This window comes from Glaciecola sp. SC05, assembly GCF_041380235.1.
Lineage (GTDB): Bacteria > Pseudomonadota > Gammaproteobacteria > Enterobacterales > Alteromonadaceae > Glaciecola.
The window spans coordinates 129,457-156,197 of sequence record NZ_JBGIYY010000005.1 but is presented as its reverse complement, the minus strand read 5'-3'; the positions used below and the strand labels follow the sequence as shown (position 1 = coordinate 156,197).

General features: G+C 43.7%; 17 protein-coding genes. 8 read left to right on the top strand and 9 right to left on the bottom strand.

Annotated elements, in window-relative coordinates:
- Window positions 1-11 precede the first annotated feature (11 nt).
- Window positions 12-2,552 (bottom strand): RND family transporter, encoded by a 2,541-nt coding sequence (locus tag AB9H30_RS06550; RefSeq protein ID WP_371193852.1) that lies wholly within the window; start codon window positions 2,550-2,552, stop codon window positions 12-14.
- A 210-nt stretch (window positions 2,553-2,762) separates the two neighbouring features.
- Here AB9H30_RS06550 and AB9H30_RS06545 point away from each other — a divergent pair, with 210 nt between their 5' ends.
- Window positions 2,763-3,602 (top strand): cation diffusion facilitator family transporter, encoded by an 840-nt coding sequence (locus AB9H30_RS06545; RefSeq protein WP_371193851.1) that lies wholly within the window; start codon window positions 2,763-2,765, stop codon window positions 3,600-3,602.
- Window positions 3,603-3,833: 231 nt separating this feature from the next.
- The gene (nhaD, locus tag AB9H30_RS06540; RefSeq protein ID WP_371193850.1) at window positions 3,834-5,267 is read left to right on the top strand and encodes a sodium:proton antiporter NhaD; all 1,434 of its coding nucleotides are present in this window, start codon (window positions 3,834-3,836) and stop codon (window positions 5,265-5,267) included.
- Window positions 5,268-5,330: 63 nt separating this feature from the next.
- Here the strand turns inward: nhaD and AB9H30_RS06535 are convergent, their stop codons facing one another.
- Entirely contained in the window at window positions 5,331-7,004 is a 1,674-nt protein-coding gene (locus tag AB9H30_RS06535) for a SulP family inorganic anion transporter (protein ID WP_371193849.1), read from the bottom strand.
- A gap of 57 nt (window positions 7,005-7,061) precedes the next feature.
- Window positions 7,062-7,616 (bottom strand): DUF1439 domain-containing protein, encoded by a 555-nt coding sequence (locus AB9H30_RS06530; protein ID WP_371193907.1) that lies wholly within the window; start codon window positions 7,614-7,616, stop codon window positions 7,062-7,064.
- Window positions 7,617-7,913: 297 nt separating this feature from the next.
- Between AB9H30_RS06530 and AB9H30_RS06525 the strand changes: the two genes are divergently transcribed.
- From AB9H30_RS06525 to AB9H30_RS06505, 5 genes are all read left to right on the top strand, one after another.
- Complete coding sequence (locus AB9H30_RS06525; protein WP_371193848.1) at window positions 7,914-8,411, top strand: hypothetical protein; 498 nt, start codon at window positions 7,914-7,916, stop codon at window positions 8,409-8,411.
- Window positions 8,412-8,413: 2 nt separating this feature from the next.
- On the top strand, window positions 8,414-9,523 hold the full coding sequence (locus AB9H30_RS06520) for a hypothetical protein (RefSeq protein WP_371193847.1): 1,110 nt from the start codon (window positions 8,414-8,416) through the stop codon (window positions 9,521-9,523).
- 357 nt (window positions 9,524-9,880) lie between these two features.
- Window positions 9,881-10,006 (top strand): hypothetical protein, encoded by a 126-nt coding sequence (locus AB9H30_RS06515; protein ID WP_371193846.1) that lies wholly within the window; start codon window positions 9,881-9,883, stop codon window positions 10,004-10,006.
- A gap of 524 nt (window positions 10,007-10,530) precedes the next feature.
- The gene (locus tag AB9H30_RS06510) at window positions 10,531-11,214 is read left to right on the top strand and encodes an ABC transporter ATP-binding protein (RefSeq protein ID WP_371193845.1); all 684 of its coding nucleotides are present in this window, start codon (window positions 10,531-10,533) and stop codon (window positions 11,212-11,214) included.
- The gene (locus AB9H30_RS06505) at window positions 11,198-13,738 is read left to right on the top strand and encodes an ABC transporter permease (RefSeq protein ID WP_371193844.1); all 2,541 of its coding nucleotides are present in this window, start codon (window positions 11,198-11,200) and stop codon (window positions 13,736-13,738) included. The genes AB9H30_RS06510 and AB9H30_RS06505 overlap by 17 nt, the downstream gene beginning before the upstream one ends.
- Here AB9H30_RS06505 and AB9H30_RS06500 read toward each other — a convergent pair.
- The gene (locus tag AB9H30_RS06500) at window positions 13,697-13,885 is read right to left on the bottom strand and encodes a hypothetical protein (protein WP_371193843.1); all 189 of its coding nucleotides are present in this window, start codon (window positions 13,883-13,885) and stop codon (window positions 13,697-13,699) included. The two genes, AB9H30_RS06505 and AB9H30_RS06500, sit on opposite strands and share 42 nt — an antisense overlap.
- Window positions 13,886-14,333: 448 nt before the next feature.
- Between AB9H30_RS06500 and AB9H30_RS06495 the strand changes: the two genes are divergently transcribed.
- A complete protein-coding gene (locus AB9H30_RS06495; protein WP_371193842.1) occupies window positions 14,334-17,381 on the top strand; it encodes a TonB-dependent receptor in 3,048 nt (1,015 codons plus the stop codon).
- A gap of 154 nt (window positions 17,382-17,535) precedes the next feature.
- Here the strand turns inward: AB9H30_RS06495 and AB9H30_RS06490 are convergent, their stop codons facing one another.
- The 5 genes from AB9H30_RS06490 to AB9H30_RS06470 form a co-directional block, all read right to left on the bottom strand.
- Window positions 17,536-19,878 (bottom strand): S9 family peptidase, encoded by a 2,343-nt coding sequence (locus AB9H30_RS06490; protein ID WP_371193841.1) that lies wholly within the window; start codon window positions 19,876-19,878, stop codon window positions 17,536-17,538.
- A 186-nt stretch (window positions 19,879-20,064) separates the two neighbouring features.
- On the bottom strand, window positions 20,065-21,471 hold the full coding sequence (locus AB9H30_RS06485) for an arabinose isomerase (protein ID WP_371193840.1): 1,407 nt from the start codon (window positions 21,469-21,471) through the stop codon (window positions 20,065-20,067).
- Between the two features lie 62 nt (window positions 21,472-21,533).
- On the bottom strand, window positions 21,534-22,643 hold the full coding sequence (locus tag AB9H30_RS06480; protein WP_371193839.1) for an L-rhamnose/proton symporter RhaT: 1,110 nt from the start codon (window positions 22,641-22,643) through the stop codon (window positions 21,534-21,536).
- A gap of 11 nt (window positions 22,644-22,654) precedes the next feature.
- The gene (locus AB9H30_RS06475; protein WP_371193838.1) at window positions 22,655-25,999 is read right to left on the bottom strand and encodes a glycosyl hydrolase; all 3,345 of its coding nucleotides are present in this window, start codon (window positions 25,997-25,999) and stop codon (window positions 22,655-22,657) included.
- A gap of 393 nt (window positions 26,000-26,392) precedes the next feature.
- Window positions 26,393-26,734, bottom strand: a complete 342-nt coding sequence (locus AB9H30_RS06470) for a cupin domain-containing protein (protein WP_371193837.1) — start codon at window positions 26,732-26,734, stop codon at window positions 26,393-26,395.
- Between the last annotated feature and the right edge of the window lie 7 nt (window positions 26,735-26,741).

Sequence of the window (26,741 nt, the reverse complement as noted above, 5' to 3'; positions counted from 1 at the left end):
AGTTGTACTCCTTATGCTTGAGGCTTAAAAACAATGCGCTTACCCATGGTCATTACCGCGGGTAAAATTAATAGCGTAACCAGTGCAGATATTGCCATAATGCTGGCTAAAAAGATGCCCACGGTTATGTACGGGACCAATGGTGCAAACAGCAGTGGCGTAAAGCCAAGCGCAATCACCAGCGCGTTGCGGGTAATTGCGGTAGCAGGTTCATCAAACATTAACGCAAAGGTTTGTTTGATATCTTGAGTTTGCCTAAATACCTCACGGGCTCGCTCTAAAAAGTGAATGGCAAAATCTACCGACAAACCTAAAGTAAGCGCAGATAGCACTGCTATAGGCATGTCGTAGTCTTTCCCAATGATGCCAATCAGCCCGTAAATAAAAGTGATAGTAATGGTCAGCGGCAGCATGGCTAAGGCGCCAAACACCACCGAACGAAACAGCAAGGTCATCATGATAAACACAATCACAAAGGCGCTGATCAGGCTGTCGAGCATACCGGCTACCATATTGTCTTGCCAAATAACGTTGATATAAGCTTTTCCGGCCCAGCCTAAGCTAATCGCCTCCGGCAATGGGTTTTGCGCCACAAAATCATCAACTAGGCTGATAATTTTGCTCATGTCTTGATTGTCGCCTGAGGCCAACTGCAACCAAATCAGCGACTGCTGATAGTCTGGCGTGACAAAATGCCATAAGTCATCGGGGCGATGCGAGGATTGATACTGCAACAAGGTTTGCGCCACCGCTTGGGGCGACTGCGGAATTTGATAATCACTGTCCTGCCCTGAGCGCAGTTCTCGGTTGACGACTTTAGTAACATCGGCCAATGAATTAGATTTACCCACCAAGCCCGATTCCTGCAGGTACTGCTGCAAAGATGCAATATAAGCAAGTAACTCAGGTGACTGAAAGGCTTTTGAGTTACTCAACTTGCTTTCCACACGCTCTAGTAAGGCACTCAAATAATCCAATTCTGCATCGCTGACATCACCAAATAAGCGATCGTCGATATTATTGAGTAACTGCTGATATTGTTCGTTTAGCGGCATGGCTGCCAATGCATTGCTTTGCTCGCTTGCCCAGCTTTCAAGGCTTGAGGGCAAGTCTGATTGCATTATTTCGTTTAACGGTAACAATGAAGTTTCAGCCTGAAGCACCACGTACGCATCGTAAGTACCGGCGAAGTTCTCGTTTAATACCTTGTCGGCCACTCGTATTTCGTGGCTTGGCTTGAACCAGCGCACCGGATTGTCGTTGATCTGTATTTGCGTAATACCCCACACAGACACAGCAAACACCGCTGCAAAACCCAACACCAAAACACCTTTAAATCTTAGCGCAAAACCACCAATGGATTTTGCAAACACCGCGATTTTACTGCCACCTTGGGAGTCGTGCATAACTTGCTGCAGCTTATCTAAGGATGTCTTATTCATCCGCGATAAATAAGCGGGCATAAAGGTTATAGTGATCAAAAAGGCAAGTAAGATACCGCTACCGACAAAAGCACCAAATATTTGCACCGGCGGAATGGGCGTTAGCATCAGCGAATAAAAGCCAATAGACGAGGTGATTGAGGTATATAGCATCGGCGTAAACAAATGCCCCACCACTTCTTCGATAGTCGCCTGTAAATTTTCACCGGGTTTGTAGCGGTCGCTAAATTCAGACAATATATGCACCGAGTCAACCACGGCAATGGGCATTAAAAATATCGCAATCATCGACGACATAATGTGCACGGTGTAGCCCATGCCAATCAGTGCTCCCATGGTGATCATCACCGTGGCCATGGCTACAATCATGGGTGCAATAATGAGCGGAATGTTTCTAAAAAAGACAAACAACAAAATAAAAATAGTCAGGCCCGCGAGGGGCGCAGAGATACCCATTTGGATAAACATCTCAAAGCCAAACTGATCTTCGGCAACGGGTAAACCGGTGATGTACCAGTTATCAGCACTCTCTAGTTGATTTACTTGTGCACGAATTTGCTCGGCAATGTTGTAACTTTGATTTTTATCGATAATGGGCACGTAGATAGCCGCAGCTCTGCCGTTTTCAGACACTAAGGTATCTTGCAACAGCGGTAGCCTTGCTAAGTAGCCTCTAATTTTTGCGCTTTGCTCGATAGTTGCCGGCGGCTTGTCCATCATCCACTCAAAACGAATGGTGCCAGGCTCCGATTGCGTAATATTGTCTACCGTAGATATGGACATAACATCGGCTGAAATCACGCCGTCAATTGACAATATTGTCTCTGTAATGTCATATATGTCAGTCAACAGCTCAGGCGTAAACACACCATTTTCAGCTTCATTTACCACGCCTACCACAATAGCATCGTGCATCGCAAAATCAGTTTTCACTTGATTATGAAAAACCCTAGCTGGATGTCCTGCATCTAGCATATTCTCTGGGTCAGTGTCGATTTGAATGCGCGGGATTTGCGCGGTAAACACAAGCGCTAGCACCACTAGAATAAGGTACACTGCCTTTGGTTTTTGGGTGCAAAAATGCACTAAATTTTCGGTTATTTTTTTCATATTTGCAGTCTGTTTTTGCAATCGTTATATTGAGTAATACAAAAACTACGCCACATTCACTATTTAACCTGAACTCTGGATAAGAAATAGTGCAAGACTTTAATAACACCATAGATTTCATGCTGTTACACTCAGTAGCTCTATTGGCGGCATTAAATCTGCATATTGCTAAACCAATGCATTTGCATAAAGGGTAACTAGTGAACCATTATGAACGTTAAAAAAGTCCTGCTCATTGAAGGTGCTGTGAATCTGATCATTGCCTTAAGTAAACTGAGTATTGGACTGTTGACCAACTCAGCAGCAATTGTGGCCGACGCCATTCATTCAGCAACCGATGTTGTTAATAACGGGATTGCGTGGATAGCCACGAATATGTCAGAGGCCCCTGCAGATAATGACCACCCTTACGGTCACCAAAAATATGAGCAACTCGCGGTGTTTGTGCTGGCCTCACTGCTCACCATTGTGGCTTTTCAAATTCTTATCAGCGCCATTCAACGATTTGGTGAACCGGTTGAACATAGCACTTGGGGTCTTGGAATATTAGTTGGCGCTCTAATAATCAATATTCTGCTGGCAATCTGGGAACGAAGCTGGGCCAAAAAACTTCATTCAGATATATTAAACGCCGACGCCAGCCATACCTTTAGCGATGTGCTTACCAGCGTTGCAGTTATTGTAGGCTGGCAAGTAGCCTCGCAAGGCTGGTATTGGGTAGATGGCGCCTTTGCAATAGTGATGGCGGGTATAATCTTTTATTTATCCTATCGACTGTTTCAAAAAGCCATTCCCATCTTGGTGGACTATAGCGATATTGATGCACCCAAAATTCGCAGGGCCATTTGTAAAATTGAAGGTGTGAAACGAGTGACCAATTTACGTTCTCGTACCTTGAGCAAGCAGCGCTATGCTGACGTAGTGGTGCTGGTTGACCCATCACTTTCACTCACCGAATCACATAATATTGCAAGTGCGGTAGAGACGGTTCTAGCTGAGCAGTTTGAGATTGATGATGCAGTTGTGCATATTGAGCCTTTTTATACATAGCCTTGTGCAATATTCATTATTGCTTAAACAAATATTACCTGCAGCCTCTTAAACGAAATTAATTTAATACATTGATATATATAATTATTTTCACCAATTGAAGTTGACCGACATAGTATTTTCATCGCGAGTAGCCATCTACACATTTAGTCTATATGCTATTGGATTTAGTGCAACACAAGCAGATACTCACGCTACTGTATTACTGTGCACGCAAGGTATTGCCTTACCATGAACAAGCAAAAGTATTTTCTGGCCCTCTTCGTTCTGCTTAGTTGCTTCGCACCCTCTGCTTTTGCGAGTGCGGGAGCGATTGATTTAACCGCAAGTGCCGCTGGCATTATTGCGCTAGGGATATTTGCCTTAGCGTATACCTTGGTCATGCTTGAAGAGAAAATACACCTGCGCAAGTCTAAACCAGTGTTGGTGGCTGCGGGTATTATTTGGGCCATTATTGGTTGGCAATATGTGCAGGCAGGCTTGTCTCATGAATCTGAAGCAGCCTTCAGGCACACTCTACTCGAATTTGCCGAGCTGATGCTGTTCTTACTGGTCGCGATGACCTATATCAATGCCCTTGAAGAGCGACGCTTATTTGATGTATTGCGCAACTGGATGGTGCGCAAAGGCTTTAGCTACCGGCAGCTATTTTGGATAACCGGCTTACTGTCTTTTTTTATATCTCCGATTGCCGACAACCTCACAACCGCTCTATTGATGTGTGCGGTGATCATGAAAGTGGCCGAAGACGATAAGAAATTTATTAACCTCTGCTGCATCAACATTGTGATTGCTGCCAATGCTGGCGGGGCATTCAGTCCTTTTGGTGATATTACTACCTTAATGGTATGGCAATCAGGTGTAGTCGAATTTGGCGAGTTTTTGGCTTTGTTTGTGCCGTCTGCGGTTAACTATTTATTACCAGCATGCATCATGAGCTACTTCATCGCGAACAGCAAACCCACTGGCGTTGCCGACGATATCGAATTAAAACGAGGCGCCCTGCGAATTGTCGCGCTATTTTTACTTACCATTGCAACCGCAGTGAGCTTTCATACGGTGCTGCATCTACCGCCCGTTTTAGGCATGATGACTGGATTAGGCTATCTTCAATTTTTTGGATTTTTCTTACGGGTAAGCCTACCGGGCTCATTAGCACGAAAAAAAGCCATGGCTGAGCGCGTAGGCGATGAACAAAGGCTGCAATCGCTAGGGCAAGTGGTACCCTTCGATGTATTTAACCGTGTAGCCCGCGCCGAATGGGATACCTTGTTATTTTTCTATGGCGTTGTGATGTGCGTAGGAGGACTTGGTTTTATGGGCTATTTATCTATGATGTCAGATGTGCTTTATACTCAATGGGGCGCCACCTCTGCCAATATCGCATTAGGCGTCATCTCGGCTGTAATCGACAATATCCCGGTCATGTTTGCTGTACTAACCATGAACCCCGAAATGTCGCATGGTCACTGGCTGTTGATCACGCTCACTGCCGGCGTCGGCGGCAGCTTACTTTCAATAGGTTCGGCAGCGGGCGTAGCCCTAATGGGGCAAGCTCGAGGAGCCTATACCTTTATGGGACATCTTAAGTGGACGCCGGTTATCGCACTTGGATATGTGGCGAGTATTGCAACGCACCTTTGGTTGAATGCGTCTTATTTTTAGGGAATCATTATTCATATCACCAAGAAAAATGCCAAGCGCAATGGGCTTTATACGGTCAATTTGTTAATCGGCATTTTTCTTGAGCGCTACATATATATCCGATCTGATATAAATACCATCCGTGCCCGACTTCATGTCCGCCTTTTCAAACCATTCAAGCAACTGCCGTTTCCGACCGGCCAGCTCTAAACGAATACCCCGCTTTCTAAAAATCACCTCTAAATCAGCTAGCATTGCCATAACGCTCAAATCTAAATGAGTGAGGCAAGGCACCGCGTCTATGATTACACACTTTATCTCACCTTTTTGTCGAGCGTACTGTGCTAAAAGCCTGCGTTTGAAATAGCCAGCATTGAAATAGGTTAACGGTGAATTAAATCGGTAAATAAAGACTCCTTCTACTGCTTTTGCTTTCTCAGTAGCGTCTAATGTTCTAACAACCCCTTTTGAATCGACACCTAATATTTGATCGGTAGGTCGCATTACCGCACGAATAAACTGAAAGAGTCCTAATAGAACTGCTAAAGTAATCCCCGGTATCACGCCAATGAGCAGCACCGCAAATAGCGTAATAGTCGCTAGATAAAAAGCCTGACGGTCTTTGAGCCTTAGCTCCCATACGGCCCTTATATCTAGCAAATGTATAGACGCAATGATCAGCACCACGCCCAACGCGGCACTGGGTATGAATTCTAAGGGAGCTGTTAAAAACACTGCAATTAACCCAATAATGAGGGCAGCAATAATCGACACCAACTGCGTTTTACCGCCATTTGCATCGTTCACTGCTGTGCGCGAATCAGCTCCGCTTACTGCAAAACCTTGCGATAGAGCCGAGGCAATATTGGCAAAGCCTAGCGCTTTAAATTCTCTGTCGGCGTCTATGTCATATCCGTTTTTAGCCGCAAAAGTTCGGGCTGTTAGCATCATGCTGACAAAGCTAACAATGGCTAGGTTGAGCGCGGGTACCACAAGTTCTCTAATAATCCCGACATTAAAATCGGGCGCTTTAAAAAGAGGTAATCCGCCGTCAACCATGCCTATGGTTTGTACATCAAATGCCTGTAAATCTAATGTCCACACCAAAATTGCGCCCACTGTAATCGCAAACATCGATGCCGGCCATGCAGGCTTAAAGCGCTTCATTGCGAAATATACGACAACCGTAAGCAGCGCCATTAGCAAAGTAGGAATATGAGTTTGTGAAAGGTAAATAGGCACTCCGCCTAAACGCTCAAGCAGGTATTTTTCGTCAAAGGTAAAACCAAATACCTTAGAGAACTGCCCAACAATAATTGTAATGGCAACACCGTTTAATAAGCCCATAAGGATTGGCTTCGATAAAAAATCGGCCAATACACCTAATTTGAATTTGCTGGCGATTAAGCACCAAAAACCAGTCATTGCGGTCATGGTGATCACTAACTGCCAGTGCTTCATGCTATCGCCTGCAGCTAGCGGCGTGACAACGGCTGCGATTACCGCGCAGGTAGCAGCATCAGGGCCTACAATTAGCTGTTTTGAAGTACCAAAAAGTGCGTATACCAACATTGGTAATACGCAAGAATAAAGTCCCACAGCAGCATTTACGCCAGTGAGCTGAGCATAGGCAATCGCCACGGGCAAGGCTACCGCCGCTACCGACAGTGCCGCCCTTAGGTCATCGGTAAACCACGAGCGCTGATAATTAAATAAGGTGCTTAATCCGGGCATGAAGTTATACAGGCGTGCTAACAATGTGAGCTCCTTATTGCTAGAGTACTTGCGTTTGTTTGAAGCTGTTTATCTCAATGGCTACAACTTGGGCACCAAACTAATTGCGCCATTTACGACTTTCATGTCGAGCGGAAGTTTACTCAGCATCGCTAGTCTAGGGTTCTGCATATCTAATTCATAAACCGGGTTGACCGCCAAAAAAGCATTGATCACTTGCAAAGCCTCTTTGTTCAATACGCCTAAATTACCTTTGAAACCACCCGCGTCAACGCTAGAGTCGAGCAGCTTTACATCGCGTAAAAATACCGCTTTTTTGCTACTATCGTAATAAGGACTGCCCTCTACTTTAAGCATCAAGCGCACTGGGTAATTAAGGGTAAAAGCACTAATTTCAGCGCTTGAATCAACATCTAAAACAATCACTTCACGATTATCAGGGCCAATATCAATCTTTAGATTGTTTACATCAAACTGTACTGGCAAACCCATTATGCTCATTCTTTCGCTGAGCTTTGGCAGTTGCCCATTTAGCAATGACTCCATATCGGCATTAGTGAATGAAAATACTGAGAGGCCCTGAGTGCCGCTGCACGCACTTAACAGTAGGATAGATAGAACAGCTAAAGCGCGCATAACGTGCTGCTTAATTGTTCGGGTACGTGTAAAAAAAGTCATAATGTTTGAGAGCCTTTTAGAGTAGCGTGTCGATTAATCGATAGTGCTTATGCACATTAGAAACATATATCATCATCAGTAAAAAACGCATACTTAGCAAATAAATAATCAAAAATCCGCAAGTATATGGGGTTTTGCTAAGCGCACTTCTTCACCTTATGCGCAGTCTTCTGTTAAGATGTCGCCTTGAAATGCAAGTTCACTTCATTCATACGCATTATTTGTGCGGTATTGTTGATTCGTTTTAGGTTATTCATGGCAATTCCATTAACTCCAAAGTTAGAAAAATATTTTAATCGTTTATCAATAAAAAGCCGGTTTTTTAACCGTTTGCTCAGTTTCTTTTTTATGCCCTTTGTGCACAAAAGCGGCTTAAAAATGAATTTTGTTGAAGACGACTACTATGCAATATTGCCAAAAAAGCGTATGAACGTGAATTGGTACGGCACCATGGCCGGCGGCGCTATCCTAGGTAACTCGGAGCTAGCAGCAGGCTCATACTTGTTTATGCTCAGCAAAGGTGAATACCGCATGATTTGCACCCGATTAAACTACCGTTTTTTGCTGCCGACCATTGACGCTATCATGTACAAAGCGCACGTTGACTTAGAAGAGCTTGCTGAAAAAATCAAAGCGGGCGGCAAGTTTAATATCGAAATGACCATCAAAGTGTTTAGAACCAAAAATAACAAAGCCACCCGACGCATAGGCTCTGGTACCATTAGTTTTCATATGTGGCCGATAGGAAATTAGGCTTGTCGAATACCTTACACAATGGGGTATATTTGTCCTGCTCTTGGCTCTGGTGCTTAGGCGGGTTTTTTCCGCTCATACTCAGTAGAGATTACGGCTGGCCAGCATTAGCCGCGTTTACCATTTTTAATGTGGGCGGCGCGATTGCAATGGGTTTCTATTTTAAAAACCGCGACCAGCAGCAAGCTTTTACTAAAACTCACAAATCGTGGATTGGCGGTTTCTCGTTTGTCACCATCGCCTATCAATTGTTTTTTATTGCTTGGCTAAGCACGGTCATTGGTCAGCCTTTACTTTTACCAGCAGTGCTAGCCATTGGATTTGTTATTTACCTGAGTAAGGCCGCGATTACCTATTGGGCGCTGGCAATCTACTTCGTTTCTATTGGCTTATTCGTAAATTATGTAGGCAGCGATTGGCCACCTGTCGATATCAATGTGAAAAGCTACTGGCCACATGCTGTGTTACCCCTTGCTATCGGCTTTATTCTATCGCCCTACTTAGACATCACCTTTCATCGTGCTTACAAAAATAGTAAACATCCTAAAATGAGCTTCTTGCTTGGCTTTGGGGTGTTGTTTTTGAGCTTATTGTGCTTTGTCTTTTATTACGCAGGCGCCTTAAGTGCTGTGTTCTTCTCTGGCACGATACCGGCACAGGTCATTTACCCTGTGGTGGCGTTTTTAGCGCTGCAAACCGCGTTTACCATTGCCGCGCACTGCGGCGAACTGAGTATTCAAAAATACCTTAAGCCTTCGACCATGGCTGGCGTTATTGTGGCGTTCTCGGTAATTGTGGGTGGTTTATTGAGTATTGCAAAAGAAACGACTATCCCATGGGTGGATTTACCCTTGGAAGAAACCGTATATAAAGCCTTTTTGTTTTTTTATAGCTTGGTTTTTCCACTCTATTTGATGCTGGGAAAATCGAAGTCGTTTTTTATATGGACGCTGGCTATTTGCACCCCGGCTTACTCTGTGGGCTTTCTTATCGGTGGAGAGTATAGTTTTGGTTTAACTGTTGGCGCGTTGACCGTGCTTTTTGCTGCAGCGTATAAACTTAAAAATCTAGAACACAGAGCTAACAAAAAAACTAGCAGTCCCAATGTGTAGGGCACTGTTTTTTTCGCAAAATCAATCGCCATATCTGCATTTATATCGGTGATTTACGATTGAACTTACACATGTCCCAAAGTTCGCAGAGCTAATACACCCCGCTAATCTACACAAATCATAATTATCCGATTATTTGCCAGTCAATTTTTGTCTTTGGTTTTGTCAAAATTGACAAATTAATCACCCCCTATTTCAAGTGTTGAATATATTCCCATAAAAATCATATAGATAGAACTTAATAATTCATGGCATGACTCTTGATATGTCTTATGTGTTGACACGCAATAATGCTGTGCACAACAGGTGCTCAGATGGTTAACAGCACCCAAAATAATGACAATCGAGGATAATAAAATGACCGCACAAACTGAAACACAAGATTCGTTTAATTGGTGGTACTTATTAGGTATTGTGGGTAGCTTAGTAGTGCTAGCATTGATGCCTTACGTAGCATGGATCGGGAAGCTGATATTGCTATAAGGAATGATTCGCTAAAAAACTGCCATTGGAGGCAATGGTAGGAATAAATCTTATCGATAACTTTTAGATAAGCTTTTGGGCATGTTTAAAAAAGTGTCACGCTTACTGAGCAGCAGAATGAATGAATGAATGCATGCATGGATATAATCACAGTTGTATGTAGGTAACTATGCAAGTGACTATGCAAGTGACAGTAAAATTTTAAGAAATATTAATAGAAGAGAGCAAGCTAAACAGATCACTATAGAAGAAATTTCATAAGCCCTTGTTAGTGCAGAAAAAATGGTATATCTGAGCGTAAGCCAGCAGATATTATGATTGAAATTCTTGTCAATAAAGCGATAAATAGTGTTTTATAGCTGGTTGCAAAAAAGCTAACATATTTTCAAACATCCTATTAAAACAAGCAAAGCATGAGTTACCCCCTCACATGCCAAGGCATTCAGCATCATTGGTCTGACTGAGTGCTTTTTGCGTATCCCTGATTGATTTCAAATAAAAAGCTACTCAGTCAGGAGGGTAAGTTGATACACGTTTCCAATCTTACAATGGAATATGGACAAGAGGGCTCGCCTCTTCGCGTGCTTGATAATCTCAATTTTAGTATGGAGCGTGGCGACACTGTTGCAATCGTTGGCCCTTCTGGCTCAGGCAAAACTACCTTGCTGCAGTTACTCGCAGCGCTCGAGCAACCTACTCAAGGTCACATTAAGTTAGACCAGCAAACCCTGTCTGAACTCTCAACTGACCAACTTGCAGACTTCAGACGCGACAACATGGGTATTGTGTTTCAGTCTTTTCATTTAATCGATAGCTTAACGGCACTAGCAAATGCCGCGCTACCATTGGACATTGCTGGAAAACCGGATGCAACTATACGTGCGCAAAGCATGCTTGAGAGCGTAGGGCTCAAAGATAGAGCCCATCATTACCCTCAGCAACTCTCAGGCGGAGAGCAGCAGCGTGTGGCCATTGCTCGCGCATTGGTGCATGAGCCTAGACTGATTTTAGCCGACGAGCCTACTGGCAACTTAGATGAAAAAACCGGTAAGCGCGTGGCCGATTTACTGTTTGAACTGCACGCACAATCGCAGTCGACCCTAGTATTGGTTACTCACGATATGCGTTTAGCAAAGCGTTGTAAAAGGCTGTTTTGCTTAGAATCAGGCAAACTTCGCGTAGAAGACAATCATGAACTTTCAGCTTAAATTTGCTTGGCGAGATCTTCTACAAAGTGTAAAACGTCTATGGTTGTTTTGCGCTTGTTTGATGTTTGGCGTGTCCTTGGTCATGGCCGCTGCCAGTCTTTATCAGATGCTCGACCGCGTTTTGCTGTCTGACACTCGTGCATTAATGGGCGGCGACGTTGAAATTGAGTCGAGTCAGCCGATTGATGAAAAAGTCTTAGCCTGGATTGCGACCACAGGCGATATATCGCTGACACGCGAGCTTGACACCATGATGAGCACTGAAAGCGACGAATATGCTCTTGTAGAGCTGCTGAGCACCGATAACGCCTACCCTTTGTATGGCCAACTAAAGCTGCAACCAGAGCAAGCCTTGAGCACGGCGTTGGCAAATGATGATGGCACGTGGGGTGTTGCAATCGACCCAGTCTTAGCAAAACGTTCGGCCCTAAGTGTGGGTGATAGAGTGTTTATTGGCGACTTAGAACTGATCATACGTGCGTTAGTACTAGAACAACCTGACCGGAGACTCAATGCGAGTTGGCGAGGCGCACCGGTCTTAATATCTGAACAAGCCATGGATGCATCGGGCTTGATACGTCCCGGCAGCCGTGTTGAACATGAGTACCGAATAAGAACCGAGCTCGATGCCCAAACCTGGGAAGATAATTTTATTACTCAGTTCCCAAATACTGAGTGGGAAATTCAAACCTTTGAAGATCGCAGCGCGCGGGTTGCCGAGCGTTTGTCTCAAATTGCCTCAGGCTTACTTATTGTCGCTTTTAGTACGCTATTTATTGGCGGACTGGGTGTGTTTAACAGTATTTCGGTGTATTTACAGAGTAAGCGCGAAACGATTGCCACTCTCAAGGCCTGTGGCTTGAGAGATGGGCGTATTGGCCAAGTGTTTGTGTTGCAGATTGCTATTTTAGCGGCACTGTCTGGTTTAATTGGCGTGCTCATTGGCGGCGCAATGGCCCTTATTGGCAGCCAAATTTTGGCAAACGACCTACCGCTAGCGCTGCAAAGCACCGACCTGTTTGTTGCTGCGCTAGCGGCTTGGCTGTTTGGCATTGTGACCGCATTCACCTTTGCCCTGCCCGCCCTAGGCAGAGCACTGCAGGTTGATGTCGCGCATTTGTTCAGAGCAAATGATTTGCACGGCGATACCATTTCACCCTCATGGCGATTGGCGAGCTACTTATTTGCAGCATTACTCGCCGCACTGGTGTTACTGGCGATTCCAAACGTGCTCTTTGGTTTGGCGTTTTTAGTAACCGTCGTCATTTGTTTAGCATTTTTTGAAGGTGTTGTGCACGCCCTACGCTGGCTTTCGCGGACCATGGAGCAGCGTCCTTGGCTTGCAAGTCATGCAGCCACGCGCTTAGCGCTTGCCAATATGCATCGCCCCGGCACGCCCTTGCGTATTACACTGCTGTCGCTGGGCACTGCGCTTACCCTGCTTGTTGCCTGCACAGTGATTGTTGTTTCGCTGCTGCGTTTGGTGCAAACCACCATCCCAGAAGAATCTCCCGCATTGGTGCTATATGATGTTATTGCCGAACAAACAGAGGCGGTTAATCTCGCGGCGCAGAACTTTGACACGGTAAGCAAACTCACCCTTTCGCCTATGGTGCGCGGCAGAGTATCGGCAATTAACGACACCGCTATTCGCGATCTCGCTAGCCTAGACGTGGACTGGCAAGATATGGCACGTGACGAACATAAACTCAGCTATTTATCCGGAAATATCGACGGCATTACCATCACCGAAGGGGCAATTTGGGATGCTGCCTTAGAGCAAGAAATAAGTCAGGATGAAACCCTCGATTTCGCATTTATAATGGAGGATAGAGAAGCCAAGCAAATGGAGCTTAAGCTTGGCGATCATGTTGAATTTAGCATTGTAGGATTGCAGCGAACTGGGGTTCTTACAGGTATATACAGTCAAAAAGGCATACAAACCCGTTTTTGGTTTGAAGCGATATTTTCAGATGGCGCCCTTGATGACTTTATTAACGCCTATGTAGGCACCGCTTATATGGACGACCAACAAGCGCTCGCCCTGCAAACACAATTAGCCCGTAGCTATCCAAATATCATTACCGTGCGTACAAAGGACCTGATTGACTCAGCCTCCGACTTACTCAACAAAGGAACAAGTGGACTCAGCGTCATATCTTCTATTAGCCTGCTGGTCAGCTTAATGGTGCTTGCTAGCGTGATGGCAGCCGGTAGAAGTAAGCAGAGCTACCACGCTATTATTTTGTACTGCATTGGCGCTCGTATTTCATATATTCGCAGAGCCATAAGCATCGAATATACGCTTTTGGGAGCGGTGGTAAGTGTATTCTCTATTGCACTAGGCTTAATGATTGCCGCGCTAGTATTGCAAGTTAGGTTAAAGATTTATGAGTGGGATGTTTACTGGCTCGGCGCTGCCGTAGCACTTGTATCCTCTGTCATTGTGTTTGGCTTAGGTGCTTTGTATTTGTTTCAAAGATTAAAAATACAGCCTGCGCAGTTGCTTAAAGAAACGGGTTAACATACTAGGCAGAGACACATCGCCAAACCCTAAGGTACTATCAGCCCCAAAACTTCTTTGACCAAATCCAATCGCATAAAAATCTGCTGTTAATATAATGTCGAACGGTGCTTCAAAATCGCCGCCGTCAGCGGTTTGTATGCTCACCAAGCTAGTTGCTAACAATTCGGCCGTGCTTAAATCAATGTTGTCGTGTAATACTGGTTATCGCCGCATTTTCCTTGCAAGAGAAATAAATTGACCGGCATTTTTTGAGCATTTATGACGTCACTTGATTTAATTCAGGTAATATTGAAAAGCTATATCAATACGTCAATCATCAACAGTAGCTATGCCTAACTTCGATAAAATAAAGCTCTACGCCTTTGTAAATAGAACATTAAAAAGGCGATCACGCTGATAACTTTAGCGAAATAAAGAGCAGCACCCTTAATTAAGTCTGATTATCTTCGATTGTTAATGATTTGTTTTGATTTTATGTAAATAACTAATTACTATCTTGAAAAATAAAAGTAGCAGAATTGTTAATTTAGACTTTACAAAAAGCAAATATATAAAGATTAAGACAATCCAACAGACAAATAAGGTGCACAAAATGAACACTGTACTGATTAAAAGATCGACTCTCGCAATTGCAGTTATAACTGCGCTTTGCGGAATGAATAGCATTGCCACGGCACAGACAGCCGATAATGCGGCTGAAAATGACGACAATGCTGAAGTTATTGAAGTGACAGGTATTCGCTCAGCACTTGCTAGTGCATTAAATGAAAAGCGTAACGCAGCAAATATTAAAGAAATCATTAAAGCAGAGGATATTGGCAAACTGCCGGACAATAACTTAGCTGAAGTGCTTGAAAATATAACAGGTGTTCAAATCACCCGAACCAATGGTGTAGGTACGGGTGTGCAAATTCGGGGTACCGATGCAAATAGGGTAGAAATTAACGGAATATCAACGGTTGGGTCTGGTAGCGGACGCACTGGCATAAGCTTTGAAGACCTACCAGCGGCGCTAATAGCCTCGCTTGAAGTCACTAAAGCTCCCACTGCAAAAACCATAGAGGGCTCAGTTGGTGGAACCATCAATCTGCGTACTTTGAGAGGAAATAGTTTAAACGAACGTTTACTACAGTTTAGGGTGCAGGGAGAAAACAGCGATTTAGCTGACTCTACCACTCCACGGCTCTCAGGTACCTTCGGTGATAACTGGGAAACAGACTTTGGTAAAGTAGGCGTAGTATTGACAGGCAGTTATGCACAACAAGACGTCGCATCTGCGAATCCAAGGTTTGATCGTGACAGAGTCGTCACCCCCGATTCGGGCCGTGGCAGCGCTGAAGATTTTCCTTTCTTAAGGACGCAGTTTTTAGACCAACCGCTTAACGCGGAAAACTACGAAACTAAAAACTTTACTGCATCAATCGAGTTACAATCTTCTAATTCAATGAAGTACTATTTTGACGCGACCATTAACGATCAAGAAAGTGTCAGCAATGATTCACGAGCGTTTTTCTCAGGCACCGGTGGCAACCCGGTCATCGACAATACTATTAATACGGGTTTTGAAACAATTAATTTAGGTAGCGTCGACGGTCGTTTTGGCACCCTAAACCTTGGTGAAGTGCAAGTAGTGACCAGTGGTATTTTAGGTGTCGGTTCAGAGCTTGTTGGCGGACGCGAACGAATTGACCCCAATCTTAGAACTGGTAACAGCAACTCCTCTCGTTTAACTACGAGTAGAGTATTTGCCTTTGGTGGCGAATACAATGGCGATAAATATCAACTCATTACCGAAGTGGCATATTCAGATTCTGAAACAGAGAATCCATCGCTTAATTCATCTTTAGATTTTATTAATCCAAATGGTCCGCAAGTCGGACCCAACACCTTTAATGATAACGGTACACCCGCCATCTTTGCTATTGCCAATAATACCTTTGAGTTTGGTATCGCACAGGGCTTGCCTGAATCACCAACGACACAGCAATTACTCGATCCCAGTAACTATGCAATTGCAAGTATTGGTGAGGGTCTAAGGACTAGAGAAGCCAGCGAGGCGGCCTTTAGAGTTGACTATACATATGACGTCTCGGATCGAGGTACAATCTTCACAGACATTAACGCGGGATTTCGGTGGAGTAGCACAAAGAATACAACTGACAACTCGTCATCCAACAATAGCTTTGGAAACTGGAACCGTCCGAGAGCAAACTTGTTTTCAGACATAATTACCCCAGGTGCAAATAACTTTAATGGCGCAGATAATCGGCAGCTTTTCATCGCAGACTATTTAATCATAGACAATGCCGTGTCGTTCAATAATCCTCAATTTGTAACTGAGGTAATTAATAATGCGATACTTGCCAACAATGCATTAGCGGGTGAAGAGGTGAACTCTTTGCTTGCCATACCCACAACTCAGACCTCGTCTTTCTTTGATATAAAAGAAAAAACATCTGCTTTTTATGTTCAAGGAGATTATGAAATAGAAGTTGGCGAGATGGTAATAGGCGGAAACATTGGTGCTCGCTATGTTTCTACTGACTTGACATCAAACGGCACCGTCGAAGTGGGTGGCGTAATAACGCCAACCTCAGAACAGTCTAACTATCAGTTTTTGCTTCCTAGATTAAACATTGTCACAGAAGTCATGGAAGATTTGGTTGTGAGAGTAGGTGTTGGTAAAGATATTCGCAGACCAAACTTTGATTCTTTATCTACATCTGCCAATTTCGGTGCAAGCGCATCGGGCACGGTCAGCATTGGTAACCCCGCTTTGGAGCCGGAACAAATTTGGTCTTATGACCTCGCTATGGAATATTACTTGTCATCATCTAGCTTTGTTAGTATTGGCTTTTTCCATAAGGAAAGAACCGATCTTATCGCAACAATTAGAGATGAGCCAGCAGAGCCTATTGGACCGACAGGACAAATAGAGCGTGATGTTACGCCGCCTTGTGAAGGCGGCGGAATATTTAACCCTAACGTTCCAGCAGAAAATTATAACGTATTCTCGAGCAGAACCGACACTACTGGTATTTGTGTGGTGCGCAGCAGCCAAATTAATGCCAGCGGAACTGAAACTCAAACAGGAGTTGAACTAGCTGGGCAATTCGATTTAGCCGAGTTCGAAGATCAATTAGGCTGGGCGTCGGGATTTGGTATAATTGCGAACTACACCTATCAAGAATCAGGAGCTTCACTTGATGAATTTAGAGAAGGCACCGGCGCAATTAACCAAATACTGGGCAGAACGGATACAAATAACAGCACCGCGACATTAGCTGACGATGTTGTTACAGAGCGTATTACACTAGACAATCTGTCTGAGAACTCGTTTAACTTTACCTTATTTTACGATAAACATGATATCAATGTGCGTCTACGTTATACATGGCGTGATGCATTTACCGAAACATTAGGAGCGATGAGATTTAACATCCCGCCTGTAGTTGGCGCTCGTGGTCAGCTTAATATGAGCGCAAGCTATGCAATCAACGACACCTTTACTGTGGGGATCGAAGGCGTTAACCTGACGCAAGAAGATCGGATTAGATGGTGTTTTAACGAAGACACTTTGTTATGCGAGCAAAGCTTAACTGATCGCCGAGTTACACTGGGCGTGAGCGCTAAATTTTAAGTCCACTTGCTAAGCATAAACTTTTGTTGATAAAAAGCTTCAATAAATTATTGAAGCTTTTTTTATGAATGAGCGTGTCCTCGATAGATATCCCATTGACCCAAATGAGAGACACTATGCCTAAGCTCACATCTGCATATAAAAAATAGGCTACTTACTCTTTTAAGTGCTCAATAAAGTAATTACTCTGCATAGTATGAAGATGCAACGAGGTTCCCTCCCCTTCAACAATACCGTGCCGACGATTAGGGTAGGACATCAAATCGAACTGACGGTTATGTTTTACTAACTCATTGATGAGTCGCTCCGCGCCTTGGTAATGTACGTTGTCGTCGCCGGTGCCATGCACAAGCAACAGTTTGCCCTGCAGGTTTTTAGCATGCGTGATAGGCGATGCTTCAACGTAGTTGTCAGCAAAATCCTCAAGCAAGCCTGAATAGCGTTCTTGGTAGATGGAGTCATACAGCCGCTGGTCGGGCACGGGTGCTCTTGATACCCCCACATGGAATTGTTCTGGATAGCGGAATAATAAATTGAGCGTCATCGAACCACCGCCAGAATGGCCCCAAACCCCAACTTTATCGCAGTCGATATACTGCCATTTTTCACAAAGCGCGTGCAGTGCATCTGATTGATCACGCGCACCCAGTGGACCAATGTTGCCATATACTGACCGGCGCCAATCTCTGCCTTTTGGTGAGGGCGTGCCGCGATTATCCACTGAGCTCACGATAAAGCCTTGTTGGGTCATCATCATGTGCCACATAGTATTACGTAACCACATGTCGCGGACTATTTGCGCCGCAGGCTCACCATATACAAAGTTTATGATGGGATACTTTTTGCTTTGGTCCATGTTTGGCGGGCGCATGATATAACCGTCGAGGCTTAGGCCGTCCTGGCTATTTACACTATAAAACTCATAATCGCCCTTGGCCAGTTGGGCAATTTTTTCAACTAGCTCGGCATTGTCTTCAAGCACGTTATGCGCTTTGTGATCAGGCAGTGAAACCAGCGTGTAAACAGGCGGTTGTAAAAAACTTGAGTGAGTATGAATTGCCCACTTCGAATCTGCCGATACATCATAGCTGTTGGTGCCGCTATGCGCTTCAGGGGTGATTCGCGTCATGTCGCCGCTACCGTCTAAGTTGGTTCTGTATAAGTAACGCTGAGTTGGGTTTTCAGGTGATGCAACAAAATATAGCCAGTTATTCTCTTCATCTTTGGAGACAAACTCAGTCACATCAAATTCACCTGGCGTGAGGTCTACCATGCTTTTACCGTCGCGAGACACTTTGTAGATATGCTTCCAGCCACTGCGTTCGCTTACCCATAAAAACGCATCTGAATTGCTCAGCCAAATCGGATCTTCTAGGTATTCAATGTAGGTCTCTTCCTGCTCAACAAAGACTGTCTCGATATCACCGGTATTTACATCAGCATAAAAAATGGTATTGGTGTCTTGCTTACGATTCATCTGCTGGATCAGCACCTGATTTTGGCCTTTCACCCAGCTCATACGCGGCACGTACATATCTTTAGCGATGCCGGGCAGTTCAATCCAAGTAGTTTCTGAGTTGCTAATAGAAACAACGCCAATGCGTGCGGCTGAGTTTTCTTCGCCTACTTTTGGATAAGGGATGGCCGTAATTTTCGGATAAAGCGTATCGGTGTTGTTAATAATATAGAAGTCTTGCGCGGCGCTGGTATCAAGCTGCCAGTAAGCTATGCGCTGACTGTCTGGCCCCCATCTGAAACCATCTTGAATGCTAAACTCTTCTTCGTAAGCCCAGTCAAACAAGCCGTTTATGGTGTTCTCAGATGCATCGGTGGTAAGCGCAGTAATTTGTTTGCTTTGCAAATCTTGTACATAAATATTATTGAGATAAACGTATGCAAACTTGGTGCTGTCTGGGGAGAACTTACCGAACATCATTTGACTAGGCTGGTAGTTATCTTCGCCTAGCTTAAATAAGTCGTCCTTTTCTATATTAAGCACCCAGTATTCACCGCGGGTTTTATCTCGCCAAACGTATTTGGCATTGGTGTATATTAACAGTTGGCTTTGGTCTTTTGACCATTGGTAATCGTCTACCACTAAGGCTTTATCTGTGCCTTTCGGCGTAAGCTGAGCAAGACTAATTAAAATCGTACGCTCGAGCGTAGCTGGGTCGTAATGCACAATCTCTTCATAAATTTTGATGTCATCGCCGTTTTGGTCTTTTTCAAGCTCGGCGTCTTCAAAACCAGCGGCAGTTTCGAGTGCGGTGAACTTTGAGCCTTCTTTGTCCCAGCGAATTGCGCCCGGTCGCTCTGCTCTATATTCATAATCTTTAAATAGCGCTTCGTTTGTTAGCATAACGCCGTTTGAGTCATCAGGCATAGGTTTACTCGCATTGCTTTGCTCAGATAATTGTGTTTGGGGGGAGCATGCACTTAGCATCAGAATCAGAATTGCTGGGGCAATGGTGGCCAGCGGCTTATTAGGTAGGCGCATGTTCATACATCCTTATCGTTATTTTTATCTATCGTCTCTGATTCTTTTGTAAATGTAAATGATTTATAGCGTAGTTAAAAATAAGGCAGTTTTATGCCTAAATGCTCAGCAGCCATTAGTTACTTGTGAACTTGACCGAGGCAGATTAAACATAAGAATGCAGGTTTATTAAGTAGTGTTGGTCTATCAACGTAACTGGCGAAATTCTATACCTAAAATAGCCGAGAGCTTTTCTAAGCTGCTGGCGATATGCCCAAGCCCTACTGCACAATGATGAGAAGGCCCGCCGCGTGACCATTCGTTCATAAAATTACGTGCTCCCATTGGAAATTTATAACGACTATTGGTGTTACCGATTTGTAATATTGGACCGGCTACCGACTCACCCTCACATGCCTGCAAAAACACTTTCCCCTCACGGTTAGTCACCACGGACAATACGGTTACTGGTCCGTGCTTTACTGTCATCTGAATAGATAAGCCCTTGCCTGGTTTTCCATGATAAACAGATAAGGGAACCAGCCCCACTTCCCCTTCTGAAATAGCGAAATGCGCAGGCCCATCGTGCCCAAGGTATATCACATCGTCTGAGTAATCGGCTAAATAGAATTCTGAAAACGAACCGCCAACACCAAATAAGTCCATTATCTTCATCGCTTGCACGTTCTTTATTTCGCACTCTCCTGCAATCGGCACACCATTACCTGTAAGTAAGGTGTTTCCTGCGATAATAGAGGTAACAATATCCCCATATTCTCCAGAGCCTTCATAATAATATGCCATTGAACCAAGTTTGTGCTTTTCGATTAATTTATCCAGCGCAACAGATGTTTTCGCTGCGCGCACTAATTCACTCTCGTCGCACGCTTGGGCAACACTAAACTTGTGATGGAATTCTGTGATTTTGCTTTGAATTTCATCTTCATTAACTGCTTGTCGTAATTCATACAGTTCGCACATTTCAAGGATTTCAAAGTGGGTGCCAAAGACTGCAGACTGCTGTGTTAAGTCGCTATACACATCGAGCATACCGTTATAGTAATGCCCTAAAATCCCCACCCTATTTTGACGCATTAATACCGCTACTTCAGAGGCTTTTACCCAATCATTGATTTCATCCCAAACGTAATCTTCTTGTAAATAGCCCGATACTATATGGTAATCAATGCCGCAGCGATTGAAAACGTTGGCAAGCTCAGGCAACGAACAAGACTGGCAGTGTTCTAACCACTTTCCCGTCATTATTCCTCGATCGCCAATCGCGTTGAACTTAGCATAATCAAGTTGAGCAACGGGTTGAATATTCAACATTACAATAGGTACTTTTGCTTTTTGTACCACGGGCAAAACAGTTGAAGACAATGCATAAGTTGAAATAAACAAAAAGATAATATCAACATCTTCAGTTTTAAATAACTTCGCTGCATCTTGCGCTTTTTCTGGTGAGTCAACCATACCCGCATCAACAAGTTCAGTATCCATCTCCTTTAACCTGGCGCCGATTTGCTCATGGTAAGCCGTAAGATTGTCGAGCAAACCGTCAAACTGTGGCCAGTAAGTATCTAAGCCTATTGAAAAAAGACCTGTTTTCATTGCTATTCCTTTTTTTAAGCTCTGCATCATTACAAGCTTAAACATTTGTGAGTGATGAATACTCAATTAACTCCGGGGCTGCTAGCCAATGTATTCCCCCAACCGATTACAATCATGCTAAAAATTAATATAGCTAAACCTGATAGGTTCCAATTTCGCGTTGTATTGCTTGTACCTGACCACTCCTTTAAGGCAATACCCCAAAGTGTACTGAAGATGATGATGCTGGCCATATGCAGTGTCCAACTCGAAAATTCGTAGGCTCCCATCATGGTTGTACCCATGCCATAAAAAAAGAACTGTAAGTACCAAGTAAAACCAGCAACGGCGCAAAGGGATATATTTAAAAGCCCTACGTTTTTGCTATTGGAGGACGAATTAAAGCTTGAGGCAGTTCTATTTTTTAATACTAACCAACTGCCATTCTTGATCGCAAGGTAAGCACACCATAAAAAATTTGTAGCAAAGCCTCCGGCTAGAATAACGATAAGTACGGGTAAGTTTTGCCACAGGCTGGGGGCGCCAAGTTCTATTGCTTTATCCGCGATTGGCTTGCCAGCGGCAAAAGCGTAGGCCATAAACGAACTCATAACCCCTGAGAATAAAGCGAGGCTGACGCCTTTTGTAAAATTAAATTCACTTACGTTTGAGCGTTTATCTGAATCAGAAAGTTCATTCTGTTTATTGGTTCCGGCTTTGCCACTTAAGGCAATACCAAACATACAAATGACAACGCCTAACAGCATTACCTGTCCGGAGCTAGTGCTTGCAATTTCGAGCAACGTCCCTTCAAACAAAGGGGGAACTAAAGTGCCAATAACCGCACTTATTCCCAATGCAAGAGAATAGCCGAGCGCAATACCCAAATAACGCATGGTTAAACCAAATGTGAGTCCACCTACTCCCCAAAGTAGTCCAAAACTGAATGTCCAAAGCAAACTGCTGCTGGATGTTTGCATCAAAATGTTTGGTGTTTGCGGGAGTATCAACATGGCAACTACCCATGGCGCAAGCACCCAGCTAAATGCGCCTCCTACCATCCAATAGATTTCCCAGGGCCATAACTTGACTTTTTTATATGGAATATAGAAACTTGCCGCCGCTAAACCACCAACGGCATGAAAGAAAACGCCCATAAATGGGTTTTGTTGAATATGGAGAAAATCAAACATGCTGATCTCAATTACTCCTCATGTGACTTGCTTCTTTGCAAGATTTGCACTGGTCCAATTAAGCCTGACGATTGCAGATCATCTTCTTTTTTCCAATGTTTCCATGTGGTGAATGCAGCTCGTTGATTGGGTGAGGTGGCATCGCTTGCTTTTAACCATTGTGGAAAATCTTTAAGTTGATAGCCCTGATAACCGTTTTTAATCCACTTTGCATTCTCAGGGTACTGGCGTTCATCTCCAATCAAGCGATTTGGCCATAAATTAGTGACTTCAACGAGCACTTTATTGTTACCTGTTTTAAGAGCGTCAGTGATGTCGTAGCGATATGGCCCCCACATTTTTAAACCTAAATCCTGCCCATTAATAAATACTCTTGCAAACTGTACAACCGAACCCAAGTCGATGATGTACTCCATGGTATCGTCCGCTTTAACGCTAAATTCAGATTCGTAACGCGCGGTGCCCGAAAAGTATTGGACATTATCATTTGAGTGATCTTTTAGGTCGAGCAAGACTGGTAATATCAGCGACTGAGGTTTGTGGGCGCCTTTAATAAAATCAAGCGTCCACGGCGACTCAATGCTTTGATAATATTGGTATGGTTTTGTGTTCACAAGCGTATTGCTTGTAGGTGCTTCGGTAAATACTACGAATAGCGATTCACCCTGCTCAAGCTGCAAACCTATTGTCGTCTTGCCGTTTTTCTGGGTAAAGTTTTCAAGCAGATGACGCTCGCCCGTCATAGGTCTCCAAAGCTCAACTACTTTGGCGGATGCTCTAAACGTAGCTGAGATATCTGCTTTTTTTAAGTCTGTATTGCTGATGAAATAAAAATCGGTATTGTCTTGTTCAATAAGGTGATGACGCCACACGATTTTATTATCGGAGCCAGAGACTTGTAGATCCGGCGAGATGTTGAGTGCGGCTAATGCATCTTGAATATTTTCAAACACCTGTTGTTTAAAATCATCGCCCCAAATTTCATCTGCTAAACGTTTGACTTCCTCATCCGCAAGAGCCCCGCCTTTCAAACTTGGAGAAAACTCAGGGGGTCTGCCGGCAATTGTCGCGCCGCCTGCTAGCAGCTCCCTTATCTTTCTTAAGGTTTCGGGCTGCATACTAATGTCATCGGCAAGCGATAAAATCCGATATTTACGTCCGTTTGGATATGATAGATGTTTTTTGTCGTTTACAGCTAGCTTATTAAGTAAGCCGTGAGTACTAATAAATTCGAAGTCATAGCCTTGAGGAAGTTGAGTCTCAACAAAGTGAGTATCAAACTTAGTAGATGAATCATCGCCCAATAAATGCAAAATATCGAAAACGGGCTGGCCTTCAGACAACATACTTTGTGTGCGAGTGAGATATTGATTCCAATCATTTATTTCATGCCACCATGTTTGCGTTCTTTCAAAGTGCAATCCCCAATACCCTAATGTCATTCCGGGGGCTAGATTCGTCCAAGGTTGATGCGTAAATAAATGGTGCGTTACCTTAGTCACCCCTGCAGCAAAATCGATATCAGCAAGAGATTTGTAATACATTGGGTGGTTTAACCACCGATTCGCCTCGGGCCTTGCAGTAAACGATTCGGAACGCACGGGTTTGTCATATATTGAACCTGCAGAGGCCGTCATCTTTGCTGTCAAGTAAGCAAACTCTTGGTTTTTTCTATTTTCACTTGGCTCAATTGCGGCAAAGCTACTATTCGCGTAAAGAATGTCAGATTGACCCAAGGCATATAAGTTATCGATGAACGGTTTCATAGATTGAGCGCTAAATGTAAGCCCCATATTATTGGCTCGTTCACGCATGCCACCATAAAATTTTTCAGATATGAGATCTGCAATGGTTTTTCTCATATCCCATAAGAAACGCTCTGATTGTTTAGGGTTGTCTATTACATAGCCCAGCGTTGCGGGTAAATACTTTAGTGGAGAATAACCGCGCTTATCTTCAAAGGCATGCTCAAAACCTTGCGTCCAGTTTTGTCTTCCTACCTCCCAGCTATCGGCGTGCGTACTTACAAAGCTCTTACCAAAACTCTTACCAGCGAGGGCTTTTGCGGTGCTTAAGTAGTGTTTGAAATGAAGATCCAATGAATCAGTACTCATTTTATCAACTTCTAATCCTTCACCCCCTGCAGATGCTGGACGATTAATAGCTTCAGTTGACGACATTCCAAAACGTATAACGGTCCAATTATCGCTTGGCGGCGTCCAGTTTAGTTGCCCTGAGTCACTTAAATGCTCAGATATATCTATGACTGAATCTAAACTGATGCTGCTGTTTTTATCGTAGCTGGTCCTGAAGCTCAAACGCTCCGCGTCTTCGCTAAAAAATGGGAATGAATGGGCCGCTTTTTGACACCAATTATCAATTTTAGGTTTGTTATCAAAGCTGACTTCACGTACCTCTACCTCGACCTTTGGCATCGCGGTATATAAAAGTTGGTTATCAGTTGGTTTGAACACCACTTTTGCATGTCGAGCCGTTACCGGTTCAAATTGAAAGCAACTGATGTCATCGTATATCTGCCCGCGCTTAGAAAATGCGACTTCGCGATAATGTATATCATCGTCGGAAACCAGCAGGTAATTTCTGCCCATCATTCCATAAGCCGCAAACTTCACAAATGCGTTTTGAAAAGTGTAATCCTGATGAAAGTCAAATTTGACGAAAATCTCACCTGTTTCAGGGTCTTTTCTTGGAGATACTGCTGTATTCCAGTCACCGTCGGCTGCCGCGCGAGGATTCATTTTAGAAACAGTATATGGTTTATTGCTTTGTCCCGACACTTCAATTTCAGCGATAACAGTTTCAGCACTTGGCCCTCTAAATTCGGCTGGAGTAGGAAAGGCTAAAGTTGCAATATCCTCATAATAATTTAATGGTGAGTGTGGAGCCGGAAATTGGATACTATCTGAGGCATCAATAATATTTAGTTCACTCCATGAAAGCTCTTTCATACCTAAATCAGGAGTAATCCAAGGACCACCTGCAACAGACCAGCCTTCACTGTTATATAAATTGACCTGCAAGTCGAATTGTTCGGCAAGCCCAAAGGTGTAAGATAATAAGTTATTATATTCATCGGAAAGGAAACGAACGGGACCGGCAGGTATAGAGCCATGTTCATTAATATGCATTAATAGCACACCGCCCAAGCCAGCCTCAGACATTGACTTTAGATCTGCATGGATACCTTCTTTGGTGATATTTCCATTTATCCAATACCAGAATACCCAAGGCTTATGACTTTCTGATGGAGTAGTAAATTTTTCGACTAAATCATTGGCAAAACACGCGGATATAAATAGGTAAAAGATAAAGCTAGTTAGAATTTTTTTTAACATTTAATGGCTTGACTTGGCGTAATGTAAAAAGATTGTTACGCAAAATGATATTCAATGCAATATTTTGATTAAATGTGATTATAAAAGATTTCATATTATCAAAAATGATGGCTGAGGCAGGCAATACCTTAATTTTTAACTACAAGCATGTTAAGTCGATTTTGAGTTGAGTTGAGTTGAATTTAATTGCATTGAATCTAATTTACCTAACTCAGCAATGTAAAAAGTGGCTTGCTTTCAAATGTCGACACTCCACTAGAGCACATAAAATCATGCAGAATCTAGCGATCCTTCAATTTGTCTTGCAGTATATTTTTCGACTACCTAGCGTCCAAGCGCAAAGCAAGAGCCAATTAATTTCTTAATTACAAACTCTTAATTACAAACTCTTAATTACGAAACAAAATCGTCTCGATGCGGGTTGAAGGTATCTAGCAAGCGACTATCATCTTCCAAAGCAACTACGCCATGTGGTGTGCCTTTACCTGCTAAAAATGCGTCGCCGGCCTTAATAACACGCTTTTCACCGGCAAGATTGACTTCAAAAGCACCCTGTAAACAAATAGCAATTTGATCGTGAATGTCGTGGCTATGCACAGTGCCTACAGCGCCTTTCTCAAAGCTAACGCAAACCGCCATTAGGCCATCGGTAAATGGCAGTATTTTGCGCTTTATTCCAGCTTCAACAGATTCCCATTCTGCTTCATCATTGATAAAAAATTTTGCTTGATTCATTTTCGCT

What these genes read in the sequence shown, in the direction of transcription:
- AB9H30_RS06505 (WP_371193844.1), top strand. Translation starts at nt 11,198, where the DNA reads ATGAACTTTCAGCTTAAATTTGCTTGGCGAGATCTTCTACAAAGTGTA.
- AB9H30_RS06470 (WP_371193837.1), bottom strand. Translation starts at nt 26,734, where the DNA reads ATGAATCAAGCAAAATTTTTTATCAATGATGAAGCAGAATGGGAATCT.
- AB9H30_RS06475 (WP_371193838.1), bottom strand. Translation starts at nt 25,999, where the DNA reads ATGTTAAAAAAAATTCTAACTAGCTTTATCTTTTACCTATTTATATCC.
- AB9H30_RS06485 (WP_371193840.1), bottom strand. Translation starts at nt 21,471, where the DNA reads ATGAAAACAGGTCTTTTTTCAATAGGCTTAGATACTTACTGGCCACAG.
- AB9H30_RS06545 (WP_371193851.1), top strand. Translation starts at nt 2,763, where the DNA reads ATGAACGTTAAAAAAGTCCTGCTCATTGAAGGTGCTGTGAATCTGATC.
- AB9H30_RS06530 (WP_371193907.1), bottom strand. Translation starts at nt 7,616, where the DNA reads ATGCGCGCTTTAGCTGTTCTATCTATCCTACTGTTAAGTGCGTGCAGC.
- AB9H30_RS06525 (WP_371193848.1), top strand. Translation starts at nt 7,914, where the DNA reads ATGGCAATTCCATTAACTCCAAAGTTAGAAAAATATTTTAATCGTTTA.
- AB9H30_RS06490 (WP_371193841.1), bottom strand. Translation starts at nt 19,878, where the DNA reads ATGCGCCTACCTAATAAGCCGCTGGCCACCATTGCCCCAGCAATTCTG.
- nhaD (WP_371193850.1), top strand. Translation starts at nt 3,834, where the DNA reads ATGAACAAGCAAAAGTATTTTCTGGCCCTCTTCGTTCTGCTTAGTTGC.
- AB9H30_RS06480 (WP_371193839.1), bottom strand. Translation starts at nt 22,643, where the DNA reads ATGTTTGATTTTCTCCATATTCAACAAAACCCATTTATGGGCGTTTTC.
- AB9H30_RS06515 (WP_371193846.1), top strand. Translation starts at nt 9,881, where the DNA reads ATGACCGCACAAACTGAAACACAAGATTCGTTTAATTGGTGGTACTTA.
- AB9H30_RS06495 (WP_371193842.1), top strand. Translation starts at nt 14,334, where the DNA reads ATGAACACTGTACTGATTAAAAGATCGACTCTCGCAATTGCAGTTATA.
- AB9H30_RS06550 (WP_371193852.1), bottom strand. Translation starts at nt 2,552, where the DNA reads ATGAAAAAAATAACCGAAAATTTAGTGCATTTTTGCACCCAAAAACCA.